This window comes from Micromonospora sp. NPDC049497, assembly GCF_044465805.1.
Lineage (GTDB): Bacteria > Actinomycetota > Actinomycetes > Mycobacteriales > Micromonosporaceae > Micromonospora.
This window is the reverse complement of record NZ_JBITMC010000029.1, coordinates 35,464-55,048: the sequence shown is the minus strand read 5'-3', so window position 1 is coordinate 55,048 and position 19,585 is coordinate 35,464. Positions and strand designations below refer to the sequence as shown.

The 19,585-nt window shown below is 74.5% G+C and carries 22 protein-coding genes; 15 read left to right on the top strand and 7 right to left on the bottom strand.

What is annotated here, in order from left to right; genetic code table 11:
• Positions 1 to 108: 108 nt before the first annotated feature.
• Positions 109 to 1,008: an A/G-specific adenine glycosylase gene (locus tag ACIBR0_RS27240; RefSeq protein WP_396720336.1), complete on the bottom strand. Its 900-nt coding sequence runs from the start codon at positions 1,006 to 1,008 to the stop codon at positions 109 to 111.
• Positions 1,009 to 1,104: 96 nt separating this feature from the next.
• On the opposite strand from ACIBR0_RS27240, the gene ACIBR0_RS27235 reads away from it, so the two are divergent.
• From ACIBR0_RS27235 to ACIBR0_RS27225, 3 genes are all read left to right on the top strand, one after another.
• Complete coding sequence (locus ACIBR0_RS27235) at positions 1,105 to 1,617, top strand: glycine cleavage system protein R (protein ID WP_396720334.1); 513 nt, start codon at positions 1,105 to 1,107, stop codon at positions 1,615 to 1,617.
• Positions 1,614 to 2,198, top strand: a complete 585-nt coding sequence (locus ACIBR0_RS27230) for a peptide deformylase (protein WP_396720332.1) — start codon at positions 1,614 to 1,616, stop codon at positions 2,196 to 2,198. Before ACIBR0_RS27235 ends, ACIBR0_RS27230 begins: the two co-directional genes overlap by 4 nt.
• Positions 2,199 to 2,314: 116 nt before the next feature.
• The gene (locus ACIBR0_RS27225; RefSeq protein ID WP_396720330.1) at positions 2,315 to 3,046 is read left to right on the top strand and encodes a hypothetical protein; all 732 of its coding nucleotides are present in this window, start codon (positions 2,315 to 2,317) and stop codon (positions 3,044 to 3,046) included.
• A gap of 45 nt (positions 3,047 to 3,091) precedes the next feature.
• On the opposite strand, the gene disA is transcribed toward ACIBR0_RS27225, so the two are convergent.
• The 4 genes from disA to ACIBR0_RS27205 all read right to left on the bottom strand — a co-directional run bounded on the left by disA (position 3,092) and on the right by ACIBR0_RS27205 (position 7,711).
• Positions 3,092 to 4,276, bottom strand: a complete 1,185-nt coding sequence (disA, locus tag ACIBR0_RS27220) for a DNA integrity scanning diadenylate cyclase DisA (RefSeq protein WP_357035927.1) — start codon at positions 4,274 to 4,276, stop codon at positions 3,092 to 3,094.
• Between the two features lie 143 nt (positions 4,277 to 4,419).
• Positions 4,420 to 5,868, bottom strand: coding sequence for a DNA repair protein RadA (gene radA, locus ACIBR0_RS27215; protein ID WP_396720328.1), 1,449 nt, complete (start codon positions 5,866 to 5,868; stop codon positions 4,420 to 4,422).
• A 91-nt stretch (positions 5,869 to 5,959) separates the two neighbouring features.
• On the bottom strand, positions 5,960 to 6,709 hold the full coding sequence (locus ACIBR0_RS27210; protein WP_396720327.1) for a hypothetical protein: 750 nt from the start codon (positions 6,707 to 6,709) through the stop codon (positions 5,960 to 5,962).
• A gap of 138 nt (positions 6,710 to 6,847) precedes the next feature.
• Entirely contained in the window at positions 6,848 to 7,711 is an 864-nt protein-coding gene (locus ACIBR0_RS27205) for a UbiA family prenyltransferase (protein ID WP_396720344.1), read from the bottom strand.
• A gap of 46 nt (positions 7,712 to 7,757) precedes the next feature.
• On the opposite strand from ACIBR0_RS27205, the gene ACIBR0_RS27200 reads away from it, so the two are divergent.
• Genes ACIBR0_RS27200 through ACIBR0_RS27185 form a run of 4 tightly spaced genes read left to right on the top strand, consistent with a single transcriptional unit; the run spans position 7,758 to position 11,415 of the window.
• Entirely contained in the window at positions 7,758 to 8,498 is a 741-nt protein-coding gene (locus ACIBR0_RS27200; protein WP_396720325.1) for a methyltransferase domain-containing protein, read from the top strand.
• 43 nt (positions 8,499 to 8,541) lie between these two features.
• A complete protein-coding gene (locus tag ACIBR0_RS27195) occupies positions 8,542 to 9,711 on the top strand; it encodes an acyl-CoA dehydrogenase family protein (RefSeq protein WP_396720323.1) in 1,170 nt (389 codons plus the stop codon).
• 34 nt (positions 9,712 to 9,745) lie between these two features.
• Complete coding sequence (locus ACIBR0_RS27190) at positions 9,746 to 10,795, top strand: type III polyketide synthase (RefSeq protein ID WP_396720321.1); 1,050 nt, start codon at positions 9,746 to 9,748, stop codon at positions 10,793 to 10,795.
• 38 nt (positions 10,796 to 10,833) lie between these two features.
• The gene (locus ACIBR0_RS27185; protein WP_396720319.1) at positions 10,834 to 11,415 is read left to right on the top strand and encodes a hypothetical protein; all 582 of its coding nucleotides are present in this window, start codon (positions 10,834 to 10,836) and stop codon (positions 11,413 to 11,415) included.
• Positions 11,416 to 11,456: 41 nt separating this feature from the next.
• On the opposite strand, the gene ACIBR0_RS27180 is transcribed toward ACIBR0_RS27185, so the two are convergent.
• On the bottom strand, positions 11,457 to 12,185 hold the full coding sequence (locus tag ACIBR0_RS27180; protein ID WP_396720317.1) for a TlpA family protein disulfide reductase: 729 nt from the start codon (positions 12,183 to 12,185) through the stop codon (positions 11,457 to 11,459).
• Between the two features lie 326 nt (positions 12,186 to 12,511).
• Between ACIBR0_RS27180 and ACIBR0_RS27175 the strand changes: the two genes are divergently transcribed.
• The 4 genes from ACIBR0_RS27175 to ACIBR0_RS27160 are packed head-to-tail and all read left to right on the top strand — an operon-like array spanning position 12,512 to position 15,280.
• Positions 12,512 to 12,997: a CarD family transcriptional regulator gene (locus tag ACIBR0_RS27175; protein WP_013288937.1), complete on the top strand. Its 486-nt coding sequence runs from the start codon at positions 12,512 to 12,514 to the stop codon at positions 12,995 to 12,997.
• Positions 12,998 to 13,049: 52 nt separating this feature from the next.
• A complete protein-coding gene (gene ispD, locus ACIBR0_RS27170; RefSeq protein WP_396720314.1) occupies positions 13,050 to 13,745 on the top strand; it encodes a 2-C-methyl-D-erythritol 4-phosphate cytidylyltransferase in 696 nt (231 codons plus the stop codon).
• A 16-nt stretch (positions 13,746 to 13,761) separates the two neighbouring features.
• Positions 13,762 to 14,244 carry a 2-C-methyl-D-erythritol 2,4-cyclodiphosphate synthase gene (gene ispF / locus ACIBR0_RS27165; RefSeq protein ID WP_357033740.1) on the top strand — a complete coding sequence of 161 codons (483 nt, stop codon included), beginning with the start codon at positions 13,762 to 13,764 and terminating at the stop codon, positions 14,242 to 14,244.
• Between the two features lie 10 nt (positions 14,245 to 14,254).
• Positions 14,255 to 15,280, top strand: coding sequence for a tetratricopeptide repeat protein (locus tag ACIBR0_RS27160; RefSeq protein WP_396720311.1), 1,026 nt, complete (start codon positions 14,255 to 14,257; stop codon positions 15,278 to 15,280).
• Positions 15,281 to 15,290: 10 nt separating this feature from the next.
• On the opposite strand, the gene ACIBR0_RS27155 is transcribed toward ACIBR0_RS27160, so the two are convergent.
• A complete protein-coding gene (locus tag ACIBR0_RS27155) occupies positions 15,291 to 16,457 on the bottom strand; it encodes a cupin domain-containing protein (RefSeq protein ID WP_357033744.1) in 1,167 nt (388 codons plus the stop codon).
• Between the two features lie 97 nt (positions 16,458 to 16,554).
• Here ACIBR0_RS27155 and ACIBR0_RS27150 point away from each other — a divergent pair, with 97 nt between their 5' ends.
• The 4 genes from ACIBR0_RS27150 to ACIBR0_RS27135 all read left to right on the top strand — a co-directional run bounded on the left by ACIBR0_RS27150 (position 16,555) and on the right by ACIBR0_RS27135 (position 19,553).
• Positions 16,555 to 17,412, top strand: a complete 858-nt coding sequence (locus ACIBR0_RS27150) for a hypothetical protein (protein ID WP_396720309.1) — start codon at positions 16,555 to 16,557, stop codon at positions 17,410 to 17,412.
• Positions 17,409 to 18,608 carry a fumarylacetoacetase gene (fahA, locus tag ACIBR0_RS27145; RefSeq protein ID WP_396720307.1) on the top strand — a complete coding sequence of 400 codons (1,200 nt, stop codon included), beginning with the start codon at positions 17,409 to 17,411 and terminating at the stop codon, positions 18,606 to 18,608. The genes ACIBR0_RS27150 and fahA overlap by 4 nt, the downstream gene beginning before the upstream one ends.
• Positions 18,609 to 18,756: 148 nt before the next feature.
• Positions 18,757 to 18,966 (top strand): DUF397 domain-containing protein, encoded by a 210-nt coding sequence (locus ACIBR0_RS27140; protein ID WP_357033750.1) that lies wholly within the window; start codon positions 18,757 to 18,759, stop codon positions 18,964 to 18,966.
• A gap of 107 nt (positions 18,967 to 19,073) precedes the next feature.
• On the top strand, positions 19,074 to 19,553 hold the full coding sequence (locus ACIBR0_RS27135; RefSeq protein ID WP_396720305.1) for an SRPBCC domain-containing protein: 480 nt from the start codon (positions 19,074 to 19,076) through the stop codon (positions 19,551 to 19,553).
• Positions 19,554 to 19,585: the final 32 nt, after the last annotated feature.

Here is a 19,585-nt window from a genome sequence, read left to right as displayed (position 1 = left end):
GCGTCGACAACCTCGCCGACTGGATCGCCACCCGCGGCTACATCTCCTGACCCACACCAGAAAGGGCCGGCCCCCACAAGGGGCCGGCCCTTTCGTCATGCAGGGATGTCAGCCGACGGGCAGGGGCGGGCCGTCGCCGGCCAGGCGGTAGGAGGCCTCCCCGACGGGCTCCACCAGGCCGTCGGTCACCAGCCCCGCCAGTGCCCGGGACCGTTGCACGTCGTCTGCCCACACCTGGTCGAGGCGCTGCCGGGGGACCGGGTTCACGGCCTCCCGGAGGACGCCGAGCAGCAGTCCGCGTACCTGGCGGTCGGTGCCGGCGTACCGCTGGGGGCGGCGGGTCGGTCCGGTGGGCGCGGCCTGTCCGGACGCCCGCCAGGCGCAGACCGACTCGACCGGGCAGATGCCGCAGCGTGGTGCGCGGGCGGTGCAGACGATGGCACCGAGTTCCATGAAGGCCGCACTGGCCAGTGCGGCGGCGGCCGGCTCGACCGGGAGCAGTTCCTCGGCGGCGACCAGGTCGGCAGGGCGGGTGGTGGGACCGGCGTCGGACTCGCCGGCGACCGCCCGGCAGACCACCCGACGTACGTTCGTGTCGACCACGGGGTGCCGCTGGCCGTACGCGAAGGCGGCCACCGCGCGCGCGGTGTACGTGCCGACGCCGGGGAGCGCCAGCAACTGGTCCAGCCGGTCGGGTACCTGCCCGCCGTGCCGCTCGACGATCGCCACCGCGCACTCGCGCAGGCGTACCGCCCGGCGGGGGTAACCCAGCCGTCCCCACATCCGGATCGCCTCGGCCGGGGTGTCGGCGGCCACCGCGGCCGGGTCGGGCCAGCGGGCCAGCCACGCCTGCCAGGCCGGTAGCACCCGGACGACCGGGGTCTGCTGGAGCATCACCTCGCTGACGAGGATGGCCCAGGGGCTCACCCCGGGTTCCCGCCAGGGCAGGTCGCGCGCGTTCTCCTCGTACCACCGGCTGACCAGGGTGGCGAAAGTCGGTTCAGTCATCGCATCGCCGATGATGTCACGCCGTACCGTCCCGCTGTCTGGGCGACCCGGGCGGGGCGGGGCCGCACCGGCCGGCGGGTCGGGGAGAATGCCCGAATGAACGAGCTCGCGATCACCGTCATCGGCCGGGACCGGCCCGGCATCGTGGCCGACGTCGCCGAGGTGCTCGCCCGGCTCGGCGCGAACCTCACCGACAGCACCATGACGCGGCTGCGGGGGCACTTCGCGATGACCCTGATCTGCGTGGGTCCGGGGGCCCCCGAGGTCGAGGCCGCGCTGGCACCGCTGGCCGCGGACGGCCAACTGCTGGCCACCGTACGCGCGGTCACCCCGGACGGTGAGACGACGCCGGCGGGGGAGCCGTACGTGATGGCGGTGCACGGCGCCGACCGGATGGGCATCGTCGCCGCGATGACCCGGGTGCTGGCCGACGCGGGTGGCAACGTGACGGACCTGAGCACCCGGCTGGCCGGCTCCCTGTACGTCGTGGTGGCCGAGGTGGAGCTGCCGTCCGGCACGGCCGACGCGCTCGCCGGCAGGCTGGCGACGACCGCCGCCGACCTGGGCGTCGAGGTGACACTGCGCCCCGCCGACCCGGATCTGCTGTGACCGGGGACGAGTGCGTGCCGGACGCCGAGGCGTACGCCGGCCTCGGCGGCTGGACCCCGGAGGCGCTGGGCGTGCCGGGAGAGGTGCGGGCGGTGGTCTCCGCGCCCGCACCGGTGCTGAGCCGCGCCGGCGGGGAGGTGGACCCGACCGCCGAGGAGACCGTACGCCTGGCGGCGGACCTGGTCGCCACCATGCGGGTGTCGCCCGGCTGTGTGGGTCTGGCCGCGCCGCAGATCGGTGTGGGCGCACAGGTCTTCGCTGTCGACGTGACCGGCCACCCGAAGGCGGTCACGGTGCACGGCACGTTCGTGCTGTGCAACGCCCGGGTGGTCGAGGCGTCGCGCTGGAAGGCGGGCCGGGAGGGATGCATGTCGGTGCCCGACCTGACCGGTGACGTGAAACGTGCCAGCCGGCTGGTGGTGGAGGGCGCGCTGCCGGGAACCGGGGAGGCGGTCCGGCTGGTCACCGACGGATTCGAGGCGCGGGCTCTCCAGCACGAGATCGACCACTGCGCCGGCCTGCTCTTCCTCGACCGGGTGGCCGGGGCGCACGCCGTCTACCAGCGCAAGGTCTACCTCTGAGCGTCGCTCCGTCGGTGCCGAACTGTCGAGTGTGGAGAGTGTGACGAGGTGCGGTGTCGATGGTTCGGCGCGTCGCGGCGGCGTGCCGTGCGGCGCGCGGCTACGGTGGGGGCATCATGCGTCTGACGGTCGGCCCCCTTGCACCCGCCGTGTACTGGCGGCGACGCGCCGTCGTACTGGGAGCGGCGCTTCTCTTCCTCATCGTCCTGCTCAACTCCTGCATGGGATCGGGCCGGAACACCGGCACGTCCGGTGACGCGCAGCCCACGTCGAATGCGGCGACGCCGGGCGCCACGCCGCAGGCGACGGGGGCTCCACTGACGCCGCAGACCGGCGCGCCGTCGTCCGGCGGGTCGGCCGGGCCGGCGGATCCGGCACCGTCGACGGGTGGACCGGCTGGCAGCGAAGCTCCGCCGGCCGCGCCGGTGGCACCTGTCGTGGACGACGGCACCTGCACGGACACCGAGATCACGGTCACCGCGACGGCGCTGCCGGCCTCGGTGGTCCGGGGCGCGACGGTCGACCTGCAACTGAAGATCAGGAACCGGTCCGAGCGTACGTGCAGCCGGGACGTCGGGGCCGCCGTGCAGGAGTTGTTCGTCAAGTCGGGCGCGGAGACGATCTGGTCCTCCGACAAGTGCGGCAGTGGCACCAGCGCCGGCTCCGACGTGCAGTCCTTCACGCCCGGCCTCGAGCGCTCCTACCAGCTCGGCTGGAACGGACGGGAGAGCACGCGGTGCGCCGACGGCGTGGCCGCCGGGCCGAACCCGCCGCCCGGGACGTACCAGGTCTTCGCGCGGGTGGGCACCAGGCTCAGCGAGCCGGTGAAGATCACCATCACCGGCTGACCCGCGGCCGCTGGAGCGGGCGCGACCCCGACAGGCGGGGCACCGTCAGACGTAACGCTCCAGGATGGACGCCTCGGCGAGCCGGGACAGCCCCTCCCGTACGCCCCGGGCCCGGGCGTCGCCGACGCCCTCGACGGCCTGGAGGTCCTCGACGGTGGCGCCGAGCAGCCGCTGGAGGCTGCCGAAGTGCACAACCAGCCGGTCCACCACGGCCACCGGCAGCCGGGGCACCTTGGCCAGCAGCCGGAAGCCCCGGGGGCTCACCGCCGCGTCGAGCGCGTCGGAGGCGGCCGGGTAGCCGATGGCCTTGGCGACGGACACCAGGTCGATCAGCTCGGTGGCGCCGAGCAGGTCCAGCTCGACCAGCGCCTCGTCGAGGGTGCGGGACTTGCGGCCGCTCGGGAGGTAGTCCCGGATGACGAGGGTGCGGTCGGCGTCGACGCCGGCCATCAGCTCGTCGAGCTGGAGCGCCAGCAGGCGGCCGTCGGTGCCCAGCTCCACCACGTAGCCGGCGATCTCGTCGGCGATCCGCCGGACCATCTCCAGGCGCTGCACCACCGCGACGGCGTCGCGGACGGTGACCAGGTCCTCGATCTCCAGCGCGGACAGCGTGCCGGACACCTCGTCGAGCCGCAGCTTGTAGCGCTCCAGCGTGGCGAGGGCCTGGTTGGCGCGGGACAGGATGGCCGCCGAGTCGTCCAGGACGTGCCGCTGGCCGTTGACGTAGAGGCTGATGATCCGCATCGACTGGCTGACCGAGATGACCGGGTAGCCGGTCTGCCGGGCGACCCGCTCGGCGGTGCGGTGCCGGGTGCCGGACTCCTCGGTGGGGATGCTCGGGTCGGGCATCAGGTGCACGGCGGCCCGGACGATCCGGGTGCCGTCACTGGAGAGGACCACGGCCCCATCCATCTTGCACAGCTCACGGACGCGGGTGGCGGAGAACTCCACGTCGAGCGGGAAGCCGCCGGTGCAGAGCCCCTCGACGACCTTGTCGTAGCCGAGGACGATCAGTGCGCCCGTCCGGCCGCGCAGGATGCGCTCCAGGCCGTCGCGCAGGGCGGTGCCGGGAGCCATCAGTGCCAGGTTGGCCCGCAGCGGGTCACCCGCCCCGCCGGCGGTGCCCCCGGTGACGGTCACGCTGATCGTGCGGGCGGGCGAGCCCACGGCGCCGGTGCGGGCGTGGGGCGTCGCGCCGGCAGGCTTGGTGGTATCGCGGTCGATCGGCACGTCGACAGTCTACGGACTGCCGTGCGGTGGGTGCTGTCGCGGTTACTGTGATGTGTCACGATGCCGGCTCCCGCCTCGACCGCGGCCCCTGACCGGCCTGTCCGGTATCGCCCGTGCGGTCCCCGTCGGACGGCCACGGACGGTCACTCCGCCGATGCGCGGGCGACGGCCTGGAGCGCCGCGCGCACGTCCGTGACCTCGATCACCCGTATCTGCCCCGGGCCCGCCCCGGTGCTCTCCGGCCCGCAGCCGGGCGGCACGAGGGCCAGCCGGAAGCCCAGCCGGGCGGCCTCGGCCAGCCGCCGCGGCACCGCGCCGACCCGGCGCACCTCGCCGGTGAGCCCCACCTCGCCGATGGCCACCAGGTGCGGCGCGATGGCCAGGTTGAGCCCGCCGGAGGCGACCGCCAGGGCGACGGCCAGGTCGGCCGCCGGCTCCACCACCCGGATGCCACCCACGGTCGCCGCGAAGACCTCCCGGTCGTGCAGGGTGAGCCGTTCGGTGCGCCGTTGCAGCACCGCGAGCACCATCGCCAGGCGGGCCGAGTCGAGGCCGGACACCGTACGCCGGGGCGAGCCGGCGACCGTGGCGCCGATCAGCGCCTGGACCTCGGTGACCAGTGCCCGTCGCCCCTCCATCGCGACCGTCACGCAGGTGCCCGGCACCGGCTCCGAGTAGCGGGTGAGGAACAGCCCGGACGGGTCGGCGAGGCTGCTGATGCCGCCCTCGTGCATCTCGAAGCAGCCGACCTCGTCGGCGGCGCCGAACCGGTTCTTGACGCCGCGGACCATCCGCAGCGAGGAGTGTTTGTCGCCCTCGAAGTGCAGGACCACGTCGACCAGGTGCTCCAGGACCCGGGGACCGGCGACCTGGCCGTCCTTGGTGACGTGGCCGACCAGCACGGTGGCGACGCCGCGCTCCTTGGCGACCGCGACCAGGGCTGCGGTCACCGCGCGGACCTGGGTCACACCGCCTGGCACGCCCTCGGTGCCGGTGGTCGAGATCGTCTGCACCGAGTCGAGCACCAGCAGGCCGGGCTTCACCGCGTCGAGGTGGCCGAGCACGGCCGCGAGGTCGCTCTCGGCGGCCAGGTAGAGCTGGTCGTGCAGGGTGCCCATCCGTTCCGCGCGCAGCCGGACCTGGCTGACCGACTCCTCCCCGCTGACCACCAGCGAGGGGCTGCCGGCCCCGGCCGCCCACTGCTGTGCCACGTCGAGGAGCAGGGTGGACTTGCCCACCCCCGGCTCGCCGGCGAGCAGCACCACCGCGCCGGGGACCAGACCGCCGCCGAGCACCCGGTCGAGCTCGCTGACGCCGGTGGGGCGGGCCCGGGCGGGGGCGGCGCTGATGGTGGCGATCGGGCGGGCCGGCTCGGCCGGCATCCGGGAGCTGACCACCCGGCCGGAGACGGTCGGGCCGGTCACCGTGCACTCGACCACCGAGCCCCATTCGCCGCACTCCGGGCAGCGCCCCACCCACTTGGGCGGCTGGTGGCCGCAGGCGTCGCACTCGTAGGCCGGACGGGGCTCGCGCGCGGCGGCACGGCCGCGCCCGGCGCCCGCGCGCGGGGAGGTCGATCGGGAGGTGGTCACACCCGGACGTTAGCCCCCACGTACGACGAGAACACCGCCGGCGTGGTGGTCACCACGCCGGCGGTGCCGGGTCGTACGGAATGGGGTGGCGTCAGTGGCCGCCGCCCTCGCCTTCCTGCCCGCCGCCCTCGTAGCCGCCCTCGCGCTCGATGATCGGCGACGGGGGAGCGGCCGGGGTGAGCGGCACGGCGACCGGCGCCGGGCCGGTGACGGTGACGCCGTTGCCGAAGTCGAAGGTCACGAAGACGTTCTGGCCGGAGCGCAGGGACTCGTTCAACCCGATCAGCTGGAACGTCTGCTGGCCCTCGGTGTTGAGCTGCACGTAGCTCAGCGGCGGGATCTCGATGCGCGCGGGCTGCCCGGCCGGCGCGGCCGGGGCCTCGGTGGCCGACGGCGTGGCGCTCGGGCTGGCCGTCGGCGACCCCGACGGCGACGCGCTGGCCGCGGCGGTCTCGGACGGGCTGTCCGACGGCGACTGGTTGGGCGACGCCGATCCGACGGCCGAGGCGGCCGGAGCGCCACCGGCGATGACGATCTCGCGGGCGCTGTCGGTGGTCACGGTCACGGTGACCGGCTTCTCCGAGTCGTTGTAGATCACGGCGTTCAGGGTGGCGTTGGCGCCCGCCTTGTAACCGTCGACGCCCGGGAACTCGACCAGCAGGCCACGGACGGCGTACTCGCCGTTGGCCGCGGACAGGTTCACACCCTGGACCGACGGCTCCTTGTTGGCGGTCTCGGCGACCTGGCCGGCGCCGCACCCGGACAGCAGCAGCCCGATGGTCGCCGCCGTCCCGGACAGCAGCAGGGCCGCCCGCCGGGAACCCCTGATCGAGCGCGTCACGTCGGTCCTCCTCGTCACGATCCCACCCGGTCGTACGCCGGGCCCCGTGGCCCTGCCCGCGCAGACCGCGCTCCAGGGTAGTTGGGCCTGATCCACCGGCGCACGCCGACCCGGGGATGCCACCCGCCGGTGTGGCCGTCAGACCACCCGACCGCTCGTGACCAGCAGGACGACGTCGATCAGGGCCACCAGGATGACGGCCCGGAAGGCGGCCACCTGGCGGGCACCGGCCCGGGCGGTGGCTCGTCCGGCGTACCAGCTCACCGGCGGCACCACGACGGCGGTCGCGACCGCGGCGAGACCGACGCCCGACGGCGGCCCCGGCGGCCCGAGGACCAGGGTGGCGGTCGCCGCGAGCAGCAGCACGCCGGCCGCCACCCGGCTGCCGGCCGGCCCGAGCCGGTGCGGCAGCCCGCGCACCCCGGTCCGGGCGTCGTCGGCCAGGTCGGGCAGCACGTTGGCGAAGTGCGCGCCCGCACCGAGGAGGGCACCGGCGCCGACCAGCCAGGCGGGCGGGGTCGGCGCCCCCGGCAGGGCCAGCACGATGAAGGCCGGCAGGGCTCCGAAGGAGACCGCGTACGGCAGGACCGAGAACGGTGTGGACTTCAGCGGCCAGTCGTAGAGCAGCGCGGACACCAGCGCGAGGGTGACCCAGAACGCCGCCACGGGGTTGGTGGTGAGGGCCAGCACCGGGGTGGCCGACGCGGCCACCGCCGCCGCGACGGCCGTGCCGCGCCGCCCGACCGCACCGGTGACGACCGGTTTGTCGGTACGCCCCACCGCGGCGTCCCGGTCGGCGTCGAGCGCGTCGTTGGTCCAGCCGACGGCGAGCTGGCTCGCGGCGACGGTCAGCATCACCGCGCCGATGCCGGCCGTCCCGTGCCCGACTCCCCACGCGAGCAGCCCCGAGACGGCGGTGACCGCGGCGGCCGGCTCCGGGTGGCTCGCCCTGAGCAGCCCCAGCGTCCTCGTCTTGAGCTGCCCTAGCACCGTTGACGACATGAGGAAAGTCTGGTCGTTGGGGGTCAGTCGTGTCACGCTCGGATCCATGCGAGACGCGGGCCGTACCCTGCCGCGCAACGATCCGCGCCAGTACGACGACCTGGCCGGCGAGTGGTGGCGTCCGGACGGCGTGTTCGCGATGCTGCACTGGTTGGCGGAGGCCCGCGCGGCCCTGGTGCCACCGGCGGCGCGTCCCGACGCCCTCCTGGTCGACCTCGGCTGCGGTGCCGGCCTGCTCGCCCCCCATCTGGCCGGCAAGGGCTACCGGCACGTGGGGGTGGACCTGACCCGGTCGGCCCTGCGCCAGGCCGCCGCGCACGGCGTCACCGTCGTCAACGGAGACGCCACCGCGGTCCCGCTCACGGACGGCTGCGCCGACGTGGTGGCGGCCGGCGAGCTGCTGGAGCACGTGCCCGACTGGCGGCTCGCGGTGGCCGAGGCGTGTCGCCTGCTCCGCCCCGGCGGCCTGCTCGTCCTGGACACCCTCAACGACACCGCGCTGAGCCGGCTGCTGGCCGTGCGCATCGCCGAGCGGCTGCCCACGGTGCCGCGGGGCATCCACGATCCACGGTTGTTCGTGGACGCTCGCGCGCTCGTCGCGGAGGCCCGGCGGCACGGCGTCGACCTGCGACTGCGCGGCATCCGGCCCGGGGTGGGCGGCCTGCTCGCCTGGCTGGTCCGTCGGGCACGCGGCGCGGAGGGTGGGACGGGCGGCCGGGCTCCCCGGATCGTGCCGACCTGGTCGACCGCGGTGCTCTACCAGGGTCTGGGGGTCCGAAGGGGATAGCCGGGTCGGCCCGGGGGTATGGGTACGCGGAAGAGGGGGTTGGATGACGCTGCACGCGCTGGAGGCGGCCCGCCGGTTGGCGCCGCGCCTCGCCGCCCGGGCCGCCGGGCATGACCGGGACGGCTCCTTTCCGGTGGAGGACTTCCACGACCTGCGGGCGGCCGGGCTGTTCGGCCTGATGGTCCCTCGGGAGCTGGGTGGGGCGGGCGCGACCTTCGCCGGGTACGCGGCGGTCGCCACCGAGCTGGCCCGGGGAAACGGCGCGACCGCGCTGGTGTTCAACATGCACGCCTCGGTCACCGGCGCCCTCGGCGCGGTCACCGAGGAACTGGCCGATGCGCTCGGTGTGCCCGACGAGGCGCTGGCCGCCCGGGACCGGCTGCTCCGTGCGGCGGCCGAGGGCTCCTGGTACGCGGTCGCGATGAGCGAGCGCGGCGCGGGTGCCCGGCTCTCCCGGCTCAGCACGGTCTACGAGCCGGTCGAGGGCGGCTGGCGCATCAAGGGCAGCAAGACGTTCTGCTCCGGCGCGGGGCACGCCGACGGCTACCTGGTGGCCGCCCGCAGTGCCGACGATCCGTCGGTGGTGTCCCAGTTCCTGGTGCCGGCCGGGTCGGAGGGCCTGACCGTCGAACCCACCTGGGACTCGCTCGGCATGCGTGCGACCTCCTCGCACGACCTGCACCTGGACGTCGCCGTGCCGGCCGACCGGCTGCTCGGAGGCGTGGAGGGGCTGGCCCTGGTGGTGGCGCAGTTGATGCCGCACTGGCTGGTGGCGAGTTACGCCGCCGTCTACGTCGGGGTGGCGCGAGCGGCGGTCGACGCTGCCGCCGAGCACCTCAACGCCCGTGACCTCGCCGGCCTCCCGGCCGTCCGGGCCCGCCTGGGCCGCGCCGACGCGGCGGTCGCCGCTGCCGAGCTGGTGGTCGCCGAGGCGGCCCGACGGGTCGACGAGGCGCCGGGCGACGCGGAGACGAACCGCTGGGTGTGGCGGGCCAAGCTGCTCGCCGGCACCACGGCGGCGGAGGTGGCGGCGTCCATGCTGGAAGCGGCGGGCACGTCGGCGACGCGGCGCGGCCATCCGCTGGAGCGGCTCTACCGGGACGCGCGCTGCGGCTCGCTGCACCCGGCGACCTCCGACGTCTGCGCCGACTGGCTGGGCATCGCGGTTCTCGGCGGCGACCCGGACCGCGACGGATCGGCTCCCCGATGGTGAGGCCCCCGGCGACGGGTGGAGAGAGGCGGGCGACGTGGCCGTACCGGTGATCGCGGGGATGGGGACGGCGCACCCGCCGTCCGCCCGACAGGACGAACTGTGGGAGGGCTTCTTCTCGAAGCACTTCTCCGGCACCACCCGCGCGTTGGCCCAGCGGATCTTCGCCAACTCCGGCGTCACCCGCCGCCAGGCGGCCGTCAATCCCCTCCTGGAGGACGTGTCCGACTGGCCGACCGAGCGGCGGATGCGCCGCTACCAGGTGGAGGCGCTCCCGCTGGGCAAGGAGGCGGTGGGCCGGGCGCTCACCGCGGCCGGGCTGGCCGCCGGCGACATCGGGCTGTTCGTGGTGTGCTCCTGCACCGGGTACGCCACCCCCGGGCTGGACATCCTGCTCGCCCGTGACCTGGGCATGGCCCCGGACACGCAGCGCATGTTCGTCGGCCACATGGGCTGCTACGCCGCCCTGCCGGGGCTGGGCGCGGCGAGCGACTTCGTGACCGCCCGGGGTCGGCCCGCGCTGCTGCTCTGCGCGGAGCTGACCAGCCTGCACATCCAACCGTCCAGCGCGCGGGTCGACACGCAGCAGATCGTCTCCCACGCCCTCTTCTCCGACGCCGCCGTCGCCGCCGTGGTCGTGCCGGGCGGCCGGGGGTACGCGCTCCGCGAGGTCACCTCGGTCACTGACACGTCCACGGCCGACCACATGACCTGGGACGTCACCGACACCGGCTTCCGGATGGGCCTGTCGCCGAAGGTGCCGCAGGTGCTCTCCAGTCACGTCCGCGGGTTGGTGGAGGACCTGTTGGCCCGGCACGGCGGCTCGGTGCCCGACGTGGACGGTTGGGCGGTGCACCCCGGCGGGCCGCGCATCCTGAACGTCGTGGAACGGGAGCTGGCCCTGCCGCCGGAGGGGTTGGCGGCGTCCCGGGCCACCCTGGACGAGCACGGGAACTGCTCGTCGCCCACGGTGCTGCTGATCCTCGACCGTCTGCTCCGGGACCCCGCACCGCCGCGGCGGGTGGTGATGCTGGCGTTCGGGCCCGGGCTGACGCTCTACGCCGCACTGCTCGACCGGCAGGACTGAGCGGGCGGGTTCCGCCACCGCCCGGTTACCCTCGGCGCATGGACGCGGTGGACCGGCCGGTGGACGGGCCGCGCGCGCCCGTAGCCGGTACGCGGGCGGGCGCGGTCGTGCTCACCGTCGCCACCCTGGTCGTGCTGGTCACCGGCGGCTGGTGGTGGCGGGTGAACGAGCCGACCACCGGCCGGGTGGTGGGGACGGACCGACCGGCCGCGAGCGACCCCGTCACGGTCGACGCCGACTCCGGCATCGCCTACCGGACCGATCCGGACACCGGCCGGGTGACCTACGTCGTGCCGCCGGACACCGACGGCACTGCGCTGGGCAACTTCCCCGACACGGTGTGGAGGGAACGGTCGGAGCTGGCCCCGGACGACGGGATCGTCCGGCAGGCCCGGGCCGACGAGGGCGAACGCCATCTGCTCCAGTTCCGCTGCACCGGTCCCGGTGAGCTGCTCGTGCTGGTGGACGGCGCGCGCGCGGCCGATCCGTTCACCGCCGGGTGCAACGGATCGACCACGTCGACCGAGGTGACCGGGGCGGGCGGGCCGTTCCAGGTCTCGCTGTCCACCGTGGGCGCCGAGCCGCTCACGGTGGAGGCGCAGCTCGTCCTCCTGCCCTGAGCGCCCACCGTCGCGGCGTCGGGCGGCATCCGGCCGGCGGTTCAGCCGGCCAGGCGGCTCAGGTCGGCGCGGTAGTCCTCGGCGGAGCGGATCTCGGGCACCACCTTCACCACCAGACCGTCCCGGTCGACCAGGACCGCCGTGGCGACGCCCGGTCGGGCCGGGAGCTGGAGGAAGCCACGCAGGCCACCGGCGGGGTCGGCGAGGGCCCGCACGTCCGCCCGGGTCGGTGGCGCCGGGACGCGTACGGCGGGGTCGGTGTCGACGGTCACGACGGTGACGCCGTCCGGGGCGGTGGTGGCGGCGTCGGCCAACTCCTTCGCGCAGGCGCACCCGTCGACGAGGACGATGAGCGCGGGGAGCAGGCCGCGCAGCGGCACCGGGGAGCGTGTGGCGTCGACCAGGTCGAGGGCGGGCAGTGGTCGGCCGGTCAGGTTGGCCGGCGGCGCGTACGGAGCGGCGTTCGGTGGTGCGGCGCCGGTGCGGGCCGAGCGGGGCCAGGTGACGGCGATCAGCCCGCCGATCGTGGTCAGCAGCGCCACCAGCAGGATCAGCACGGGCAGGGCCAGCGGGGAGCGGGCCCACACCGGGCGCGTCGGCCCCCACCGCGAAGCCGCCGGTCGGATGGCTGCCTGTGTCCGTGCGCGCAGCTCGCGACGGATCTCCTCGGCCTCGGCGGCCAGCGCCGAGGCGTCGTCGGGCACGACCACCCGCCCCCACTCGGGAGGCAGGTCCGGCAGGCCCGGGCCGTCTGCGTCGGGTTTGCCCATCGGACCCCCAGGACCGTCTCGGTGAGCGGACAGCGGCTCCCTCCAGCGTCCCGCACGGGGCCTCCTCCCGCTACACCTGGGCGCGTTCCCGTGCCGCGGGATACCATGGGGTGAGCGCATTGCCCTTGATCTCGACGTCCGGTCTCACTCGTACCGGGACGTCACCCGCACGTCACAGAGCGTGTTCGAACCTTCGGTTTGGCTGCCTGTCAAGCTGAAGAAATACCTCTCACAGGGCCCCTGAGCTGCGCCAACGGTCAGGACAGCGGTGAGACATCGGTGCCTGAGCGTGTTACTCTAGACACAGCGAAAGGGGTTTCGAACCTATGGTTTTCAGTGTCGGCGAGACCGTTGTTTACCCCCACCACGGGGCCGCACTCATCGAGGCAATCGAGACTCGGGTCATCAAGGGCGAGCCCAGGGAGTACCTCGTCCTGAGGGTCGCGCAGGGTGACCTGACCGTCCGGGTGCCCGCTGAGAACGCCGAGATCGTGGGTGTGCGTGAGGTGGTCGGCGAAGAGGGCCTCGGCAAGGTCTTCGACGTCCTCCGGGCTCCGCACACCGAGGAGCCGACCAACTGGTCGCGGCGTTACAAGGCGAATCTGGAGAAGCTGGCCTCCGGTAACCCGCTGAAGGTGGCCGAGGTCGTCCGCGACCTGTGGCGTCGGGAGCGGGAGCGGGGCCTGTCCGCGGGCGAGAAGCGCATGCTCGCCAAGGCCCGTGACATTCTCGTCGGCGAGGTCGCGCTGGCGGAGAAGAGCACCAAGGACGAGGCGGAGACGCTGCTCGACAAGGTCCTCACCGAGGCCTGATCCACAGCATCGTCGTACCCGATTCGTAGCGAACAAACCCGAGGACCGCGACGTGACCGCGCAGCTCAATCCGCGCGGTGACGTCGCGGTCCTCGTGCCTGCGGCGGGTGCCGGCGTACGACTCGGTCCCGGCCGTCCCAAGGCGCTGCGGCTGCTGGCCGGCGAGCCGCTGCTCGTGCACGCGGTCCGCCGGCTCGCCGCCGCCGCCTCGGTGCACACGATCGTGGTGGCCGCACCGGCCGCCGAGCTGGACGCCGTACGCGAGCTGCTGGCGCCGGTCGCCCCGGTGACGGTGGTTGCCGGCGGCGCGGAGCGTCAGGCGTCCGTCGCCGCCGCCCTCGACGCGGTGCCCGAGGGCCCCGACATCGTCCTCGTGCACGACGCCGCCCGTGCCCTGACCCCGCCCGACCTCGTCGAGGCGGTCGCCGCGGCGGTGCGTGCCGGCCACGACGCCGTGATCCCGGTGCTGCCGGTGGTCGACACCGTCAAGGAGGTCGACGCCGACGAGGTGGTCCTCGGCACCGTCGACCGGTCCGCACTGCGGGCGGTGCAGACACCGCAGGGCTTCCGGCGTGCCGTGCTCACCACCGCGCACGCCGCCGCGTCCGATCCGCTCACCGACGACGCCGGCCTGGTCGAGAAGCTGGGCGTCGCCGTGCGCTGTGTCCCCGGCTCGGAGTACGCGCTCAAGGTCACCCGCCCGTTCGACCTTGCGCTGGCCGAGCACCTGCTGGCCGTCGGCGCGTGACGCGTACCCTCTGGTCGTGATCGTTCCCCGGGTGGCCATCGGCACCGACGTGCACGCCTTCGAAGCCGGCCGGCCGTGCCAGGTGGCCGGCCTGCACTGGCCGGACCAGGACGGGCTGGCCGGGCACTCGGACGCCGACGTGGCCGCGCACGCCGCCTGCAACGCCCTACTCTCCGCCGCCGGTCTCGGCGACCTGGGGGCGAACTTCGGGGTGGGGCAGCCGGAGTGGGCCGGCGCCTCCGGCGTGGCTCTGCTCGCCGAGACCGCCCGCCGGGTGCGCGCCGCCGGCTACGCGATCGGCAACGTGTCGGTCCAGGTCGTCGGCAACCGACCGAAGATCGGTCCGCGCCGGGAGGAGGCCCAGCGGGTGCTCTCCGACGCGGTCGGGGCTCCGGTGACCGTCTCCGCCGCCACCACCGACGGCCTCGGCTTCACCGGCCGGGGCGAGGGCCTGGCCGGCATCGCGGTGGCCCTGGTGTACGACGCCCCGGCCGCCTAGGCTCGCCGCGATGTCCAGTGACCCCACCTCCGACCGGTCCGCCGCCGACGGCTACGTCGAGCGGGCCGTCCTCCTCGCCGAGCTGGGCCGGTACGACGAGGCCGCGGCCGAGCTGGGCTACGCGGTCGCCCTCGAACCGGGCAACGCGCAGGCCCTGACCGTGCTGTCCCGGGTGCACCTCGCGGCCGGACGCCCGGCGGAGGCCCTGAGCGCGGCCGACGCCGCGGTCGCCGCGGCGCCCCAGGAGGTCTCGCCGCTGGTCGCGCGCGCGCTGGCCCTCGCCGACCAGGAGGAGTACGCCGAGGCGGCCCGTACCGCCGAGCGGATCCTGGCCCTCGGGCCGGACGACGCGTACGCCCAGCGGAGCGCCGCGGCGATCCTGGCCGGCTCACGCAACGGCCAGCCGGCGCTGAATGCGGCCTGGCGCGGGGTGGAGCTGGCCCCCGAGGAACCGCAGGCGCACCTGGTGCTGGGCCTGGTGGCGGCGAACATGCAGCTGTTCGACCTGGCCGAGCGGGCCTACCGGGAGGCGCTGCGCCTGGACCCGCAGCTGGCCGAGGCGCGGCACGACATCGGTGTGCTGCGGCTGGAGCAGCGGCGCTGGAGCGAGGCGCTGGAACACCTCGCCGAGGCCGCCGCGATGAGCCCGGGCCGCGTCGACTCCGGCCGGACCATCTCGGCCGGCGTGCGCCAGTTCGTGATCTACGGAGCCGGCTGGTCCCTGATCACCACCGTGCTGATCGCCTGTCTCGCGCCGGGCAGCCCGGGGCTGTCGCGGTTCGCCGCGTTCATCGCGGCGCTCGGCGGGGCGCTGGTGGTGTGGCGGCAGGCCGCGAGGCTGCCCGGCCTGGCCCGTACGGTGCTGCCGGGCCTGCTCCGCTCCGACCGCAGCCTGGCCCTGGCGGTGTACGCGGCGGCCGCCGCACCGGCGTTCGTCCTGCTCTACGCGCTGGTCGGCACCCCGTGGCCGCTGGTCCTGGCGATCGTCGCCGCCGCCCTGGCCGAGATCACCGTCTTCACCCGCCGCCTCGCCTGAGCCGCTCCGGTCAGGGGCGGCGGGCCCAGGTCCAGGCGTACGCGTCGTCCTCGCACGAGGTGGCCGCGTCGCACAGGTCCAGCGGGCGGAACGTGTCCACCATGACGGCCAGTTCGTCGAAGAAGTCGACCCCGATGGACCGCTCGGCCGCGCCCGGCTGGGGGCCGTGCGTGAACCCGGACGGGTGCAGCGAGATCGAGCCCTGCTCGATGCCGGAGCCGCGCCGCGCCTCGTAGTTGCCGCCGGTGTAGAAGAGCATCTCGTCGGAGTCGACGTTGTGGTGGTTGTACGGCACCGGGATGGCGTCCGGGTGGTAGTCCACCTTGCGCGGCACGAACGAGCAGATCACGAAGTTCGGGCCCTGGAAGGTCTGGTGCACGGGCGGCGGCTGGTGGATCCGGCCGGTGATCGGCTCGAAGTCGTGGATGGAGAACGCCCAGGGGTACATGTGCCCGTCCCAGCCGACCACGTCGAACGGGTGGTTGGCGTAGACGTACCTCGTCCAGCCGCGCCGGTGCCGGACGAGCACCTCGACATCGGTCCCGTCGACCAGCAGTGGCGCGTCCGGTCCCCGGACGTCCCGCTCGCAGTACGGAGCGTGTTCCAGGAACTGTCCGCGTACGGAGAGGTAGCGCTTGGGTGGCCCGATGTGCCCGTTCGCCTCGATGGCCAGGAGCCGTACGGGGGAGTCGCCGGTCGGGACGAGCCGGTGGATCGTCGACGTCGGGATGACCACGTAGTCGCCGGCCACCGCGTCGAGCACGCCGAACGTGGACTCGACCCGCAGGGTGCCCGACTCGACGTACAGGCAGTGGTCGCCGGTGGCGTCCCGGAAGAGGGGGGACGGCCGGTCGGCCACCACGTACGCGATGCGGACGTCGTCGTTGGCGAGCAGGTGACGCCGGCCGAGGACGGGGTCGGCACCGCTGGCGTCGAGCTTGTGGGTGCGCAGGTGGCGGGGCTTGAGCGGCAGGTTCGGCGTGCGGGTGACGGCCGGCGGGGTGAACTCCTCGGCGGCGACGATCGCGGTCGGCGCGTACCGGTGGTAAAGGAGGGAGGAGTCGGACGAGAAGCCCTCCTGGCCCATCAGCTCCTCGGCGTAGAGGCTGCCGTCGGGCTGGCGGAACTGGGTGTGGCGTTTGCGCGGAACCTCGCCGACGCTGCGGTAGTACGGCATTCTCGCCTCCCGGGGTCGTCCCCTACGTCAACCGGATGGCGTCCGATATTCGGACGCTGTTGTCCGTTCCTTGTAGCGTCCCGTACATTCTTGTCTCGTGTCAACGCAGGTGCCCGCACTGTTCCACGGCCTGGTCGACGACGCCGCCGTCTTCCCGCCCGGCAGCTCGCCGCTGCCCGAGGCCGTCGTCGCGCACCGCGCCCACCGCGCCTCCTGGTACACCGACCTGGTCGGTCCGCTGCTGGTTCCCGCCTCCGCCGTCCTCGCCGGTGACCTGGGCGAGCTGGTCGACCCCGGCTCCGTCGTCGGCCTGATCGGCGACACCGGCGTCGGGGGGCTACCCGCCGCGCTGTCCCAGCTCGCCGAGGACGGGATCGTCGTCCGGCAGGTCGAGGTGGCGGTCGCCAAGCGCGGGGAGGACCCGCAGGCCGGCCTGACCCACCTGCTGGCGTTCGCCCGGTCGTGGCACCTCGACGTCTACGCCGAGATCCCGCTGACCTTCGGGCTGCTGGGCGCGCTGGACACGGTGGCCGAGGCGCGGGCCGCCGGGCTGCCGGTCGCCGCGAAGTTCCGGACCGGCGGGCTGGCCGCCGAGCTCTTCCCGACGCCGGCGGAGCTGGCCGCCGTGATCTGCGCCTGCCGCGACCGCGCGCTGTCCTTCAAGCTCACCGCCGGCCTGCACCACGCGGTGCGCCACCTGGACCCGGTGACCGGCTTCACCCACCACGGCTTCGCCAACGTGCTCGCTGCCGCGATCGCCGCGGCCGAGGGCGCCGGGGTGCCGCGCGTCGCCGAGCTGCTCACCGCCACCGACCCGCGACCGCTGCTCCAGGCCGTCGAGGGGTGGGCCGACACGACGCGTCCGCTGTGGGTGGGCTTCGGCTCGTGCAGCATCCTGGAACCACTGACCGATCTGATCCGGCTTGGGCTGGTGAACGGGGGCTTCGAGGCATGAGTTGGGTGCGGGGTGTCGACGGTTCGGCGTACGGGGTGGCCAACCTGCCGTACGGGGTGTTCCGCCGGCCGGCGGAGGAGCCCCGGGTCGGCGTACGCGTCTCCGACTTCGTGCTGGACCTCGGCGGCGCGGAGGCCGCCGGGCTGGTCCTCGCCGCCGGGGCGCTCGGCCGGCCCTCGCTCAACGACTTCATGGCCCTCGGCCGGCCGCAGTGGACGGCGGTCCGGCAGCGGGTGACCGAACTGCTCACCGACGACGCCCACCGGGCCGACGTGGAGCCGCTGCTGGTGCCGCTGGAGCAGGTGGAGCTGCTGCTGCCGTTCGAGGTGGCGGACTACGTCGACTTCTACTCCTCCGAGCACCACGCGTCCAACGTCGGCCAGATCTTCCGGCCGGGCCAGCCGCCGCTGCTGCCCAACTGGAAGCACCTGCCGATCGGCTACCACGGCCGCGCCGGCACCGTCGTGGTCTCCGGCACGCCGGTGGTGCGTCCGACCGGCCAGCGGGCCACCCCGCAGGGCCCGGTCTCCGGCCCGTCGGTACGCCTCGACATCGAGGCCGAGGTCGGCTTCGTGGTCGGTGTGCCCAGCCCGCTGGGCAGCCGCGTCTCCGTCGACGACTTCGCCGACCACGTCTTCGGCGTGGTGCTCGTCAACGACTGGTCCGCCCGGGACATCCAGGCCTGGGAGTACCAGCCGCTCGGCCCGTTCCTGGGCAAGTCCTTCGCCACGTCGGTCTCCGCCTGGGTGACCCCGCTCGACGCCCTGGGCGCCGCGTTCGTGCCGGCACCGGACCAGGACCCGCCGGTCGCCGACTACCTGTCCGACGTGCCCCACCTGGGGCTGGACCTGTCCCTCGCGGTGGAGTGGAACGGCGAGCGGGTCGCCGAGCCGCCCTTCGCCACCATGTACTGGACGCCCGCCCAGCAACTGGCCCACCTCACCGTCAACGGCGCCTCGCTGCGCACCGGCGACCTGTACGCCTCCGGCACCGTCTCCGGCCCGGAGCGGGGGCAGGTGGGCTCCTTCCTGGAACTCACCTGGGGCGGCACCGAGCCGGTGAAGCTCTCCGACGGCGCCACCCGCACGTTCCTCTCCGACGGCGACACCGTCACCATCACCGCCACCGCGCCCGGCCCGGACGGCACCACCATCGCCCTCGGCGAGGTCACGGGCACGATCCTGCCGGCCCGCTGACCCGGTCGCACAGGAGGTCCGACCCCGGAGCACCGTTGCCCCGTTGATCGTCCGGATTCCGTCGCCATGCCGCGCCGGGACCGGGACGGCCCCCGTCCGGTTCCCGGTCCCGGCTCCGGCTGGCGTCCCGTCGGACAGGAGGGTGACGATGAACGATCTCGCGGGCGCTATCTGGCGCACCAGCAGCCGCTCGAACGACCAGGGTCTCTGCGTGGAGGTGGCCGACAACCTGGTCGGCGTCCTCGGCGTGGTGGCCGTACGCGACTCCAAGGACCAGGCCGGTCCCACGCTCGCGGTGAGCCCGCCGGGGTGGGACGCGTTCGTCCGGGCGATCCGGGGCGGTCAGTTCCGGCCCTGACCGCGCCGCCGGTCGTGGTGCGTACGGGGTTCCCGGGCGTGGAATTTCCGCTCCGGGGACCCCGCACCGCGCTCACCCGGCGTACCGTCGATGCCACGGGAGGTGGCATGTCGACGGTGACCGCAACGGAACTCATCGAGGCGCACGCCGCCGACCTGTGGCGTCTGCTGACCGAACTGGGCCTGCGCTCCGGCCGGCCCGGTGCCGCCGGTCCGGTGGAGGTGCTCACCACCGGCCGGTTCGGGCCGGGCACCGCCTGGCGGGAGACCCGCTCCCAGTCCGACGGCTCACCGCTGGTCGAGGAGTTCGTGGTGATCGAGACGGAGCCGCCCCACCGGCTGGTGCTCAGCTCGCCCGGCGCCGGCGTCGACTACCGGATCACCTGGACGCTGCGCCCGGTGGAGCGGCGCGGCCGTGGCTGCACCGCCGTGACCGTCACGCAGGAGGCGGTGCCCGTCGCGCCGTACGGCCGGGTGGTGGCGTTCCTGCTCGGCGGGCTCGCCGCCCGCGCGGGGGAGGGGGCGCTCCGTCGGGACCTCGCCGACCTCGCCGCCGCCGCCCGCCGCCGCACCACCGAGGCGGCCTGACCGCCGACCACCTGACCGGTGCCCGTCGTACG

Bases quoted from the DNA above. Each gene is read 5' to 3' on its own strand.
- ACIBR0_RS27240 (WP_396720336.1), bottom strand. From the start codon at position 1,008: ATGACTGAACCGACTTTCGCCACCCTGGTCAGCCGGTGGTACGAGGAG.
- ACIBR0_RS27235 (WP_396720334.1), top strand. From the start codon at position 1,105: ATGAACGAGCTCGCGATCACCGTCATCGGCCGGGACCGGCCCGGCATC.
- ACIBR0_RS27225 (WP_396720330.1), top strand. From the start codon at position 2,315: ATGCGTCTGACGGTCGGCCCCCTTGCACCCGCCGTGTACTGGCGGCGA.
- ACIBR0_RS27205 (WP_396720344.1), bottom strand. From the start codon at position 7,711: ATGTCGTCAACGGTGCTAGGGCAGCTCAAGACGAGGACGCTGGGGCTG.
- ACIBR0_RS27200 (WP_396720325.1), top strand. From the start codon at position 7,758: ATGCGAGACGCGGGCCGTACCCTGCCGCGCAACGATCCGCGCCAGTAC.
- ACIBR0_RS27195 (WP_396720323.1), top strand. From the start codon at position 8,542: ATGACGCTGCACGCGCTGGAGGCGGCCCGCCGGTTGGCGCCGCGCCTC.
- ACIBR0_RS27185 (WP_396720319.1), top strand. From the start codon at position 10,834: ATGGACGCGGTGGACCGGCCGGTGGACGGGCCGCGCGCGCCCGTAGCC.
- ACIBR0_RS27180 (WP_396720317.1), bottom strand. From the start codon at position 12,185: ATGGGCAAACCCGACGCAGACGGCCCGGGCCTGCCGGACCTGCCTCCC.
- ACIBR0_RS27175 (WP_013288937.1), top strand. From the start codon at position 12,512: ATGGTTTTCAGTGTCGGCGAGACCGTTGTTTACCCCCACCACGGGGCC.
- ACIBR0_RS27160 (WP_396720311.1), top strand. From the start codon at position 14,255: ATGTCCAGTGACCCCACCTCCGACCGGTCCGCCGCCGACGGCTACGTC.
- ACIBR0_RS27155 (WP_357033744.1), bottom strand. From the start codon at position 16,457: ATGCCGTACTACCGCAGCGTCGGCGAGGTTCCGCGCAAACGCCACACC.
- fahA (WP_396720307.1), top strand. From the start codon at position 17,409: ATGAGTTGGGTGCGGGGTGTCGACGGTTCGGCGTACGGGGTGGCCAAC.
- ACIBR0_RS27140 (WP_357033750.1), top strand. From the start codon at position 18,757: ATGAACGATCTCGCGGGCGCTATCTGGCGCACCAGCAGCCGCTCGAAC.
- ACIBR0_RS27135 (WP_396720305.1), top strand. From the start codon at position 19,074: ATGTCGACGGTGACCGCAACGGAACTCATCGAGGCGCACGCCGCCGAC.